Source organism: Psychrobacter sp. 1Y11, from assembly GCF_052259045.1.
Classification (GTDB): domain Bacteria; phylum Pseudomonadota; class Gammaproteobacteria; order Pseudomonadales; family Moraxellaceae; genus Psychrobacter.
The window spans coordinates 147,837-160,637 of record NZ_JBQQER010000004.1 but is presented as its reverse complement, the minus strand read 5'-3'; the positions used below and the strand labels follow the sequence as shown (position 1 = coordinate 160,637).

7 protein-coding genes are annotated in these 12,801 nt (G+C 44.4%); 4 read left to right on the top strand and 3 right to left on the bottom strand.

All coding sequences use genetic code 11. The features are described 5' to 3' along the window. Nucleotides 1–66 precede the first annotated feature (66 nt). Nucleotides 67–1,365, top strand: coding sequence for an imidazolonepropionase (gene hutI / locus ACTXGJ_RS05170; RefSeq protein WP_439257437.1), 1,299 nt, complete (start codon nucleotides 67–69; stop codon nucleotides 1,363–1,365). An 84-nt stretch (nucleotides 1,366–1,449) separates the two neighbouring features. Here hutI and ACTXGJ_RS05165 read toward each other — a convergent pair whose 3' ends face one another. After that, nucleotides 1,450–3,339 (bottom strand): hypothetical protein, encoded by a 1,890-nt coding sequence (locus ACTXGJ_RS05165; RefSeq protein ID WP_439243194.1) that lies wholly within the window; start codon nucleotides 3,337–3,339, stop codon nucleotides 1,450–1,452. Between the two features lie 52 nt (nucleotides 3,340–3,391). After that, nucleotides 3,392–5,422, bottom strand: a complete 2,031-nt coding sequence (locus ACTXGJ_RS05160) for a hypothetical protein (RefSeq protein ID WP_439243195.1) — start codon at nucleotides 5,420–5,422, stop codon at nucleotides 3,392–3,394. A 347-nt stretch (nucleotides 5,423–5,769) separates the two neighbouring features. Here ACTXGJ_RS05160 and ACTXGJ_RS05155 point away from each other — a divergent pair, with 347 nt between their 5' ends. The 3 genes from ACTXGJ_RS05155 to ggt all read left to right on the top strand — a co-directional run bounded on the left by ACTXGJ_RS05155 (nucleotide 5,770) and on the right by ggt (nucleotide 11,713). Beyond that, nucleotides 5,770–8,490 carry an alpha/beta fold hydrolase gene (locus tag ACTXGJ_RS05155; RefSeq protein ID WP_443565300.1) on the top strand — a complete coding sequence of 907 codons (2,721 nt, stop codon included), beginning with the start codon at nucleotides 5,770–5,772 and terminating at the stop codon, nucleotides 8,488–8,490. A gap of 6 nt (nucleotides 8,491–8,496) precedes the next feature. Beyond that, nucleotides 8,497–9,678: a patatin-like phospholipase family protein gene (locus ACTXGJ_RS05150; protein WP_439243199.1), complete on the top strand. Its 1,182-nt coding sequence runs from the start codon at nucleotides 8,497–8,499 to the stop codon at nucleotides 9,676–9,678. Nucleotides 9,679–9,781: 103 nt separating this feature from the next. Further along, nucleotides 9,782–11,713 carry a gamma-glutamyltransferase gene (gene ggt / locus ACTXGJ_RS05145; RefSeq protein ID WP_439243200.1) on the top strand — a complete coding sequence of 644 codons (1,932 nt, stop codon included), beginning with the start codon at nucleotides 9,782–9,784 and terminating at the stop codon, nucleotides 11,711–11,713. A 13-nt stretch (nucleotides 11,714–11,726) separates the two neighbouring features. On the opposite strand, the gene ACTXGJ_RS05140 is transcribed toward ggt, so the two are convergent. Next, the gene (locus ACTXGJ_RS05140; RefSeq protein WP_439243202.1) at nucleotides 11,727–12,533 is read right to left on the bottom strand and encodes a helix-turn-helix domain-containing protein; all 807 of its coding nucleotides are present in this window, start codon (nucleotides 12,531–12,533) and stop codon (nucleotides 11,727–11,729) included. Nucleotides 12,534–12,801: the final 268 nt, after the last annotated feature.

Below are 12,801 nucleotides of genomic sequence, written 5' to 3'. Positions count from 1 at the left end.
GCACCCTACCACTTTTTATTGAAAACTATAAACGCACTAGCTTTAAACTAAAATAAGCAGGAGCACATGATGACTAATTCTACCAAGCAAACAAACAATGATGACACTATGAAATCGTTTGATAGCCTTATTATCAATGCCAATCTCGCTACTTTTTCGGCGGAGCATGGCTTTGATATAAGCACAGATGGTGACGGCAACAATACCCCTTACGGTCAGCTAGTAAACGCCGCTATCGGTATTAACAATGGAAAAATTGCTTGGATTGGGACGCAAGATGCGATATCAAGCTGTCTTTCTAGCTATCAAAACGAGCAAGTTTATGACGCTAATAACGCTTGGATAACGCCAGGTCTGATCGATTGCCATACCCATCTCGTGTATGCAGGCAACCGCAGCAATGAGTTTGAAGCGCGTTTACATGGTGCAAGCTACCAAGACATCGCTGAGCAAGGCGGCGGTATTGTCTCGACAGTGAAATCGACCCGTGAGGCTAGTGTTGATGAGCTATTTACACAAAGTGAGAAGCGTCTGCTATCATTAATGCGCGAGGGTGTAACCAGTATTGAGATCAAATCCGGCTATGGTCTTGATCTTGAGACTGAGCGTAAGATGCTCACCACCGCGCGTCAGCTTGGCGAGAAATATAACCTTCATGTCAGCACCAGTTATCTTGCCGCGCATGCCTTGCCACCAGAGTATAAAGATCGTCCGGATGAGTATATCGAGCAAGTTTGCGAGTGGTTGCCCATCTTGCATAGCGAGGGCTTAGTCGATGCCGTCGATGGCTTTTGTGAGGGAATTGCTTTTAGTAGTGAGCAAATGAAGCGCGTTTTTGAGGTAGCACGCTCGCTTGATCTACCCGTCAAACTGCATTCAGAACAGCTCTCCAACATAGGCGCTAGTGCGTTAGTTGCTGACTATCAAGGGCTATCGAGCGATCATCTAGAGCACTTATCAGAAGCTGATATTGAGAAGATGGCAGCCAGCGATACTGTAGCGGTGTTATTACCAGGCGCATTTTATACCCTGCGTGATACCAAGCTGCCACCGATTGACGCGCTGCGTAAACATCAAGTCCCTATGGCCATCTCAACCGATTGTAACCCTGGCACCTCACCCCTAACCTCTTTACTGCTAGCCATGAATATGGGCTGTACGCTATTTTATTTAACGCCAGAAGAAGTGCTTGCAGGAGCTACGGTTTATGCGGCCAAAGCACTAGGATTAGACAATAAAGGCAAAATCGCTGTTGGCTGTGATGCAGACTTAGTATTATGGGATATTGCCCGTCCTGCTGATCTTGCCTATCAGATCGGGCTCAACCCTATTATAGGTGCTATGTACCAAGGCCAATGGCGCTAGTTGGCAGAAATATAACAAGCCTTGGTGCTATCGTTAAATAGCGCCAAGGCTTTTTTATGCTTAGCAGCTTGGTAGTTAAAACGACTACTCCACACTATCTTCTTCAGCAGCTTCTAGGTTCGCCTGTTGATACTGCGCTTGCTCAATCATTGAGAAATACAGCGCTTTATTAATAGGTAGTGTATTGTAGACCATCTTACCAACAGCAGTGCCATTACCCGCGCGATAGTATTCCATCAGCTCGCGCCCGTACTTTCTAATATCGACGCTATTACTAGCATTAGGGATTTGTCTGTCAGCCGGTAAATTTGGAAAAGCACTAACCGAGGAGACGGGCATATATTGCTGTAACACATCTACAGTCAGCCCTTCACTGGCTTTTTCAGGGTCTGCATATTGGTTGCGTTGATGCTGCCACTGTATTTGCCCGCGCCCGTTTAGGCCATATAACAGCTGAATGGTCGGCTGCTGATTTGCATCATTACTATCCATCGATTCGTTCTCCGAACGCGCCGAACCTTCGAACACTTCACTGACAATACTATCTGCTTGCTGATCGGTGACATTTTTCATTAAGGATAAAGCTTGCTGAACGAGTACTTTACTGGTGAGCTTAGTCGCATCAGGCCGAGGATCGCCTAGCTCATAAGCCTTGTCTTCTTGAACGAGTTCAGGGTATTGATTGGTAATCAGCTCATAAAAGATACTGACGTAATCCTTATAAAACTGCTCATAACTCTCAGCGCTTTGTACGCGGCGGATGATTTGCGGCGTTTGCTGCATGGTATTTAGCTGCGGCTTAGGCAGTTTGGGGGATAGAGTCGCCAAAGTCGTAGGCGCAACATAATCAAACTGACTTACGGGCGCCGCTTCATAAGTGCGATCTAAAGCTTCAAAGTGCGCTTTGATGACTGACTTACCGAAGCCTTTGGGCAAGCTACCATCATCAATCGCTAAGCGTAGCCATTTGTTGTGCCACTGAGTGCCAAGCTTGTCATCGGCAAACTCTGAGGTCAGCAGCGCAAAGTTGTCGACCCACAGATAGATATTACCGGTCTTAAAATCGACATAGATAGGCTGATTGATAGTTGTATGATTATTACGTCCTTGATACTGAGCGCTCATCAGCATAGTGAACCTACCGGCTAGAGGCTGATAGACGCCTTGGGCGTTGATAGATAATGGCTTGAGTAAATATGCATCAAGTAATTGCGCTTTTTTGATATCTAGCGGTGTTGATTTGTTGTCATAGTTGTCAAATAGCTGCTGATAATAAGGGCTTATGTTTTGTGAAGTACCGTTATACTTTGTCTCATTAAGACGGTTGCCTTTTATAGTACTGGTTTCAATAATAGTTGCACCCTCATTCCCTCTACCTTCGACAGTTAGCTCTGAAGCATAGAGCTCATCACTGGCTTCAGCTATAGCCTCATCACCATAGTTATTATAACTATCATAATTATCTTCATAACTACCATCATAACTATCATAGTCATCAGCTTTATTTGCGTCCCAAGCTCGATAGGCTTGCGCACACGCCAAATACTCATTTTTAAGCGCGGTGCGCTGAGGATTATACTGGAGTGCTGATAGCTCTAGGTTTTGCGCTTGTGCTTGGGCAACTAAGTCAGCGTAGGCTTGATCATGGGTCTCTTCACAATATCTCGCAGCAGTCTCTGATGCCACCAATTGGGTCTTATTTATATTTAAAAATTGCTGTTCATTGCTGATCTCAATGTTACTGTGATAACTAAACGAGCTACGACGCTGTTTTTTTAGGGCTGTTTCTAGGGTTGATTTTGCAGCATCTTGACTGGCCGCAAGACTGATCTCACCTTGTGGATTAGTGCCCACTGATTGACACCCCGTCAGCGCCACACTGCTAATCAATAAAGCGCTACCCAATAGCGAGCGTTTAGACATGATAGGTTTTAGAGCTAAAGATAACGCTAATGGCTTGAATTGAGTTTTCATTTTTTATCCTTAAAAAAGCTTAATACTGATTCCAAAATTGCTATGTTCTACATCAATCAGCGGCCTCAGTAGCGCTATCAGAACTACGGTCGTAAGCATTCTTATAGTCATAACCACCATCATAATCATAGTCATAACGTGCGTAGCGAGCTTGCTCAAGACGATCTTTTCGCTGACGCTGCTCGGCAAGCCAAGCATTACCATCGATTGCTGGAGGCGTGTTTGCGCCAAATGTTTGGTTCAATAGCGGGGTTAATTTACTACTCTCAAAGCTGCTGCGGTCATAACGTATTTGGTTCAATACAGTGGTGTTTGAGCCCATTAAATCGCCACCGATATTGATCCGTTGCTGCTTAGCTAACAGCTTGTCTGAGCTATCGAGGTAATAGTAATTCACTTGATTAAAGGAGATAGGCACAATAGCTTCTACCAGCTGCAATAAGGCACCAACATCAGCACTCTGATAGCCTTTATTGTAGACTTGTATTTTATCTATCGCCTTTTTTAACATAGCGTCATCTGGATACTGAGTGGGATTGGCATCGACGTATTGCTGCAGAGACTGGCTCATGTATTTGAGCATTTTGCCGACGATTTCGCCGGTTTGTTTGCTGCCAAAGTTGACTTTTATTGCGCGCGCGGCGTCCACTTGTTTAGCAAAATTATCTTCTCGGATATCAACGGCGCTGAAGTGTTCGGGCGCTAATTCTGCCATGCTTGCTTGCATAGCATTGATAGCAGCATCATAGATAACCGCAGTCGGTAGCTGCGAGGTGATAGCCTCTGGCAAACCAAAATCCACTGTATGCGCGGTCATTTGCGTCGGCGTATCTTCAGGATTAGCCAAGGCAACTATCGGCATAATAGCCGCTGGATCTATTGTGATTTTGCTCGTATTAAAGTCAAAAGCTAACGGCAACTGCACCGATGAGCTAATAGTTGGTGCGGTATAATCGTAGCTGTAGACTGTCTTGAATTGGCGCTGTTTTGGCAAATATTGACTAACGCTATTGAAGGTTAAGTATTTGTACTGATAAGCATTTGCAGCAGCGACCTGCTCGGGCGTTTTATGCAGCATGCTTAAGACCATACTAATAGCGCCAGGAGTGGAGGGTTGGGCCGGATCGACGCCAGGGTTGTTTGAATTATCTTTTTCGATTTGTTTGGCCTCTTGCATCGCCTCAAAATCTGTCAGCCAATCTTTTGGATTATTATCGGTTATGCGCTCACGGAAGCTAGTATTGCCGCTGTCTTCTTTATAGTCCTCTGTCCTGTCGCCGTAGTAATCATAGCCCTCCCTATCATAGCCGTTTTCATCATAACCGTCGATGTCGTAACCATCGCGGTCATATTCAATACCGTCCACTTCATATGCCACTTTAAAGTCTGCCGCTACTCTCGTGTCCTCTGTTGCAGCTTCAGATTCGTATACGACGACATCATCGTAATCGTTAAGTGAGGTTTGCGCTTCTTGTTCAACATAATCAGCATATTGCTTATCAGGATCTTCTGCGTCTTCGATCCATACAGTATCTGCTTCTTGTTGGCTGTCACTATAATCGTAGCTATCAGTTTCATCGTCATTATTCTCTTGCTCTTCCCGATAGGCGTAAACTTCAAGAATCGTTCTGAGTAGCCCTGTAGAGCCGGCGTCTATACTGTCAGCGTCGATAAAAGGAACAGCATTATAATTAGCTTGGGCCACAGCGACATGCTCGGTCGCTAAATGCTGACGAATAGCACTTAGTAGATGGCGCTTAGCTTGGCTATCACTATTAGGAAAGCGGGCTTGGTCAAACAGTTGCTGATAGCGCTCGTCCTGTGCTTGTATGCTTTGATTAAAAGCCTTACCTTGCGCCTGCATGGTAGCGGGATCGGTGACGCTAAAATCGATAAGTGCAGCGGAGCTATTAGCAGAACTATCTAACGTCTTATTAGACTGACAACCAGCCATAACTACAGCGCTGCTCGCTAATAGCAAAGTATAACTGACTCGAGATAGCCATTTATATTTTATGGTCGATGATTGCGGCACAGGCGTTGATAACGAAAATGACGGCTTGCGCGGGTCGATAAATGACATAAAAATTCCTTTTTCGAGGCTAAGTAATGTCGTACTAAACACACTCAACATCTATTAGAATGAATATAACGTTAAGTAAAAGATAGTTTATAACGCCGTTTATAATTGTTTTATTTAACCATACTGCATTTAATTAACATACAAAACATTACGATTGAGTAATATAGCAACAAGTTTAGAGGATATTACTCAAAAAGGTAAATACTTTTTTGAACTAAGTATAAAACTCTTATCTAATTTTATTTATCTCACAGCTCTATGGGTGTGATAGGATTTGTTAATACTTTTATATCTCTTCTTACCGGTACAATAATAACTTCGTTCTTCTTATCCGAGCCTTATTGACTATGTCCATATATCAGCTAAAGACTCAATTTCAAAATCAACTGCGGCCCATCAGTGATAAATTGGTCAGCTCTGGAGTAAGCGCCAATCAAGTGACCGTTAGCGCTATTGTACTTAGTGCGGGTAGCGCTTATGTGATTGCAAACATACCGCCGCAGGCAGGTAAAAAAACTCTAGTAGGTAGCGACCATAGCGAGCAAAATGCGCGTGCCTGGCTCATATTGCCCTTGGCACTGTTAGTGCGTATGGCACTCAACGCTATCGATGGCATGATGGCAAGAGAGCATCAGCAGGCCTCAACCTTAGGAGCGGTGCTCAATGAAGGTGGTGATATTCTGTCAGACTATTTATTAATAGCGAGTTTGTCTTCACATTTACCTGCCTCTACTGGCAAGAAACTATATCTTGAGTCCACCACTTTACAGCATCCAAAAATCTTCCATCCCGCGAAACTCTCAAATCACGCTCATCTAAAGCTGATTAATGGCTTAAGTACACTAACGGAACTAATCGCTATCAGCGCCCATCTGACAACTGGTGAGCGCGCCAATCATGGACCTTTGGGTAAAAGTGACCGAGCCTTGGAGTTAGGCGCTATTGGGGTTTTTATGGCAATTGATAAGCCTCGCGTTAATTTTAGAGGTTATCGTCAGCTTAATATTGGCTATATAAGGCCCATTCTTTGGCTAAATCAGCTATTACTCATCAAGACCTCGTTTAATCGTCTCGCCTTTATCGCTCAGCATTACTTCACGTACTATCATCCGCCACCAATAGCCAAATCTGTCGAGGCCATTAATACTGTTCGCTCACAAGGACGCGTCAACATGCCAGCCAAACCTATTAAAAATAAAACTAAAAACAGCCCTGTTAAAGAATCAACCAATAGCGCAAATTTATCGGCTAACATTATCGCTGAGCAAAGCTGCTTTAATGCTTATGACGGTACAGCGCTCTATTATCGCTATTGGTTAACTCAGCCATTAGTACAATTGGCTAATCAATCGAAACAGCAACAGCAGTCTGAGCAAAAGCAAGTCATACTCTTGCACCGAGGTCACGAGCATTCGGGACGTTTAACAGAATTAGCAGAGCGCTTTGCGCAGTCAGGCTATCAAGTGTTTGCTTGGGATGCGCGCGGTAATGGACGCTCAGGCGGTATCAAAGATCATGCTGATAGCGTCACGGAGCTTGAGCGTGACCTAAACGACTTTATCGAGTTAGTTATCGCCCAAACTGGTATTGCACTCGAAGATACTATTATTGTCGCAAGCAGCATAGGCGCAGTATTAGCCGCAGCTTGGGTGCATGATTATGCGCCAAATATTCGCGGTATGATCCTGGGCACGCCGGCGCTCAGTATTCGTCTCTATATTCCGTTTGCTATTCCGGCACTCAAGGTCGCGCGTAAGTTTGGTCTGATGTCTAGAGTATCTAGCTATGTGAAAGCGCAAGTACTGACCCACGATAAAGACGCGCAAGCGGCTTATAACGCGGACCCGCTGATTTCCGGTTCGATCTCTAGCGATTTATTAATCGATACCCATGCGACAGGTCAGCGCCTGCTTGACGATGCTGGCGCTATTACTGCGCCAACTTTTATCTTATGCGCGGGCAAAGATTACGTAGTAGATAAGCAAGCAGAACGCAGCTTTTATGAGCAGTTAAGCTCGCCTAATAAGCGCTGGCAGCTATACCCTGATAGCTTTCATGCGATATTTCATGAGACTAATAAAGTCGATATCTTCGATGATTGTATCGATTTTGCCGACAGCTTATTCGCTAACAGCGCCGATGAAGTGGACTTATCTGCCGCTCATATCAATAGCGCTAGTAAAGATAAAGTCGATCGTCTCGCAATTAAGCCGTTTAACCCAAGCTTTGCGATTACTCGCTTTGCTATGCAAAAATTCGGTCATGTCAGCGATGCCATTGCCACTGGTCTTGAGCATGGTTTTGATTCTGGCAGCTCGCTTGATAAGGTGTATGCCAATGAGCCAAAAGGCAGCAATGCTTTTGGCAAAGCGGTCGATAAGTTCTATTTAAACAATATCGGTTGGCAAGGGATTCGTATTCGCCGTCAGCATTTGTTAGAGCTTGGACGATTCGCTCTTGACCAACGTATGCAAACCACTAGCACAAACAGCGAAACCAAAAACAATCATTCAACGTTAACTATCCTCGATATTGCTAGTGGTAATGGTTATTACGTATTTGATTTATTACAAGAGTATGAGCAACTGCAAGCTGAAATGCGGGATTATGACGCGCACAACGTAAAAGTTATCGCTGACAAGGCGGTCAAATTAGGCTTTGATGATCGGGTCAATACGCTACAAAAAGACGCTTTTAATGACGCCAGCTATAAAGGCTATCAAGTCAATGACGCAAAAAATAGCTCATCAAACCGCTTCGATGTAGCGATCGCTTCAGGCGTGTTTGAATTATTCTCCGACAATACCTTAATTAGTACTGCACTAGAAGGTATAAATAACAGTTTAGCGCCTAACGGTTATTTACTTTATACCAATCAGCCTTGGCATCCTGAGCAAGAATTTATTAGCAAAACCTTAAACAATCATCGCGGTAGTCACTGGGTGATGCGCTGCCGCTCGCAGGCAGAGATGGATCAGCTAGTCTTGCAGGCAGGCTTTAAAAAGCTCGATATGCGCATCGATCGCTTCGGTATTTTTACGGTTTCTTTAGCTGTCAAAGTCGATTAACCCTCGATGAATAACGATACCTCCTTTCAAGTGAAACCTTATAACCGCGTACAGCTATTCTCAGGCGGCGGTTATAAGTTTGGCTACTATCTAGGCAGTTACGCGGCTCTATGTAAGCATCACTTAAAGCCTAACTTGATACTAGCCACTTGCGGCGGTAGTTTGGCAAGTCTCCTCGTCGATATCGCCCCAGATCCACAAGATCTAAAGCTTTTGCTCGAGAGTAAGGCGCTCTATAAAGTAGTGCAAGCCAGCCAGCATCGGCAAAACTTTGCACTAATCTCAAAACAACAAAAACCCAGCTATTTTTATCAAGGGCTAAAACGTTTAGCACTATCAAAACAAGCCACTCGATTATTCAAACTACATCAGCGGGAAAATCACGATGAGCTGTTAGCCGAGCTCAATAATTATGCTATGTTTGAGATTGCTAATGAGGCGGATTGGCTCACAGAGCTAACTAAACTAAAACCAACCTTTAATCCTATTAATTATGCTAATAATCATCCTGATATCGCGATTATTGCCAGCCGTATTACTCCAGTAGAGAATTCGCTGAGAAAAACGCCTCAAGCAAAAGATCTGCAGCTTGCCGCCGAATTACAAGAAGTGCTGTTTGCTCCTGCTAGCCTATTCGCTCATATCGATAAGCAGACTTTATCTTGCCCTACCCATCGCTATGCTCCTAGGCGTATTATGCAAGATATTTATCTCGTCACGGATTGGGATATCACGCAAGCGGTTAGAGCGTCGATGGCAGATATGTATTATCTACAGCCGACGTTTATTGAAGATGTGGGTTGGAGCTTAGGCGGTGTCATCGATTTGACTCCTATTGAGCTAGCCAGCCAGTTTGGAAATACCGTATTCGCTGAAACCAAAAGCCGCTACGATAAAGTACTAGCGGCACCTGCTATTCAGCGTATTTTTGGCTTTGACCCCAATGAGCGACTCGATGAGGTTTTATCTTTTAAGAATACTGAGCAAAATAAGGTTCATTGGTTGCCATTCGCTGATAATGGTAAAGCTCTAGCCGGTCAATATGTGTGCAAAAGACTTAATATACGACAAGGGCGACTTGATCTCATCCATGCTGATTACGATAAGTTCGTACAGCAAATGCAGGCCCAATGGCGCTATGGTTATCAGCGTACGCTTGAGTATTTGCAATCGAATGCTTTGGTTTAGTTACTTTTTATCCAATCCTGACTAAAGCGTTTCCTCATTTTGAACTGATATCACTCTACCGTTAATTGGAATATTTACTCTACCTCGTTAAAAGGACGTTACGATGCTATCTGCTACAAAAGCCAAAAATCACTCTAAAGCCAAGAAAGCCAATTTTAACAAGGCTACTTTACTGCTGAGTAGTACCCTCTTGCTAGCAGTATCCGCTCACGCCGCGGAAACAAGCCAAGCTGTGATTAATAATACTTCCCTCAACACCAACGCGATTAATCTAGCGATTATGACTGAGGCGCCAACGCTAGTATCGGAGACTCAGCGCGTAACCCTAGCCAAGTCAAACGCTGCAACCAACGCTTTATCGTCTCCTGCTACAACCCAAGCTGACCAAGCTATCTATTCAAGCTCGGCCATTCAGCATCCTTTATGGGCCAAAAATGGCATGGTGGCTAGCCAAGAAGCGCTAGCCTCCGATATTGGTCTGCAAATTCTAAAAGATGGTGGCAATGCCGTTGATGCAGCGGTAGCCGTTGGTTTTGCTCTAGCGGTTACCTTACCGCGTGCTGGCAATATTGGCGGCGGCGGCTTTATGATGATTTATGATGCTAAGCAAGACCAAACCATTGCCCTTGATTACCGCGAAAAAGCGCCCAGTAGCGCTACGAGTGATATGTATTTGGATAATGACGGCGAAGCAGTCAGCGATTTGTCGCGTTATCACGGTTTAGCGGTTGGCGTGCCGGGAACGGTAGCCGGACTACTCAAGGCTTTAGAAGATCATGGTACGATGACCCGCCAGCAAGTCATGGCACCAGCGATTGCACTAGCTTCTGACGGCATTGAAGTCACAGTGGGCTTGTCGGAATCATTAGAGGCGCTAAAAGAACGGCTACAAAAGTGGCCGAGTACTAAAAAGATATTCTTTAAGGCTGATGGCAGTACCTATCAGCCCGGTGAGCGTTTGCGTCAGCCACAGCTTGCGCGCGCGCTCAAACTTATCGCCGATAAAGGCGCTGATGGTTTTTATAAGGGAGATACTGCAAGCAAAATTGTGAAAGCGGTCAACGCGGCTGGCGGCGCTATGAGCTTACAGGACTTAGCGAATTATGAGGCTATCGCGCGTGAGCCTGTCAAAGGCAATTATCGCGGTTATGAGATTGTCTCTATGCCGCCGCCGTCCTCTGGTGGCATTCACATCGTACAGATATTGAATATCCTAGAAGGCTATCCGCTAAAAGACTATGGACAAAATAGCGCACAAACGATTCATTTAATGAGCGAGGCAATGCAATTGGCTTATGCCGATCGTGCAGAATATCTGGGTGATTCTGACTTTGTCGATGTACCGACTAGCGGGCTTACCGCGCGTCCTTACGCCAATAAACTACGCAATTTAATAGATGTAAATAAAGCCACGCCAGCAGCTAGTATTAGGGCCAATAACCCGCTGCCCTATGAGAGCGATCAAACCACCCATTTCTCCATCGTCGATAAAGCTGGCAATGCGGTGGCAAATACTTATACGCTGAACTTCTCTTATGGCACAGGCCTTGTCGCTGAGGGCACAGGTATTCTATTAAATAATGAGATGGACGACTTCTCTGCTAAGCCTGGCACTTCAAACGCTTATGGACTCATAGGCGGTGAAGCCAATGCCGTTGAAGCTGGCAAGCGTCCTTTATCTTCTATGAGCCCAACCTTAGTATTCAAAGATAATAAGCCCTATATCGTCACCGGCAGTCCGGGTGGTAGCCGTATTATTACTACCGTCACCCAAATCATATCTAATGTCATCGACCACGATATGAATATCGCTGAGGCCACGCATGCGCCGCGTATTCATGATCAATGGCTGCCCGATGAGATTCGTGTTGAGAAAGCCCTGAATATCGATACGGTCAAAAAGCTAGAATCTATGGGTCACAAAGTCAGCCCTAAGGACACCATGGGCTCGACGCAGTCTATTATGCTCACACCCACTGGGATTTATGGTGCTTCTGATCCTAGGATTGTCGATGCGGCGGTGGTTGGGTATTAGCTTAGCTATATATTTATAAATACGTTTCGCGAAACTGAGTGGGTGACATCCCTGTGAACTGTTTAAACTGGCGGCTAAAAGCACTATGATCGCTATAGCCGCAGTTTAATGATATTTGAGTAATAGACGTCTCTGGTAGCGCTAATAGTTTGATCGCTTGCTCAAGTCGTAGCTTTTGTACAAACTGTAATGGTGACATATTTAGCACAGCTTTAAAGGTACGCTCCAACTGCGATACACTCAAATTAGCCAGCTCTGCTAGCTGCACTATAGTAATCTTCTGATCAAGATGCGCTCGTACAAACTGTGCCACTTCAGCTAAGCGCGCATGTTTACGTAAAATGCGCTCGTTATCTTCATCGATATCGACCGATATACCTACCATTGCGATTATCTGTTTTTGTAGATTATAAATAGGCAGTTTGTTGGTAATACACCACCCCAACTGACCGGATGCATAGCTATGTAGTTCTAAATCATCAACGATTGACTTCCCTTCTTGCAACACTTTCATATCTTGCAAAATATAATCTTTACTCTGCCGATGAGAAAACACCTGCTCAGTAGTGAAGCCAATAATATCTTCCCTTTTATCTAACTTACAGCGTTTCAATAGAGTTCTATTCGCTAGCTGATAACGTGCTCTTTCGTCCTTCACAAAGAACACAACATTGGTCAAGGTATCGAGCAGAGGTAATAATAGTGAGACGTTACCAACAAATGCAGCGCTATTATCTGGATAATAACTAACCATACTTTCCATACTTTGCTGTAATGACATCGCCAGCGTTGTTGTTTCCTCTACTGTTCCAGCAATCATACGTCCTCCTTGTCGCATCAATTACATCTTGTTTTTTTACCATTATTTTCTTGCTAGTCTCAGAATCATACCTATCAAAGCAAACATTCAGTGGTCATAAAATAGCTTGTATAGGTCTTTTTAACGATTACTAAATCTTGGCGACTTTTAGATAAACTCTCTTATAGTGTACACCGTTACACTATGCAGGAATGCGCATTCTTTCTTAAAAAAACAGCAAGACGACTGATTTAAAAAAGTCCATTCTGTATATAGACCTTAAATATTA

What these genes read in the sequence shown, in the direction of transcription:
- hutI (WP_439257437.1), top strand. Translation starts at nt 67, where the DNA reads ATGATGACTAATTCTACCAAGCAAACAAACAATGATGACACTATGAAA.
- ACTXGJ_RS05165 (WP_439243194.1), bottom strand. Translation starts at nt 3,339, where the DNA reads ATGAAAACTCAATTCAAGCCATTAGCGTTATCTTTAGCTCTAAAACCT.
- ACTXGJ_RS05160 (WP_439243195.1), bottom strand. Translation starts at nt 5,422, where the DNA reads ATGTCATTTATCGACCCGCGCAAGCCGTCATTTTCGTTATCAACGCCT.
- ACTXGJ_RS05155 (WP_443565300.1), top strand. Translation starts at nt 5,770, where the DNA reads ATGTCCATATATCAGCTAAAGACTCAATTTCAAAATCAACTGCGGCCC.
- ACTXGJ_RS05150 (WP_439243199.1), top strand. Translation starts at nt 8,497, where the DNA reads ATGAATAACGATACCTCCTTTCAAGTGAAACCTTATAACCGCGTACAG.
- ggt (WP_439243200.1), top strand. Translation starts at nt 9,782, where the DNA reads ATGCTATCTGCTACAAAAGCCAAAAATCACTCTAAAGCCAAGAAAGCC.
- ACTXGJ_RS05140 (WP_439243202.1), bottom strand. Translation starts at nt 12,533, where the DNA reads ATGATTGCTGGAACAGTAGAGGAAACAACAACGCTGGCGATGTCATTA.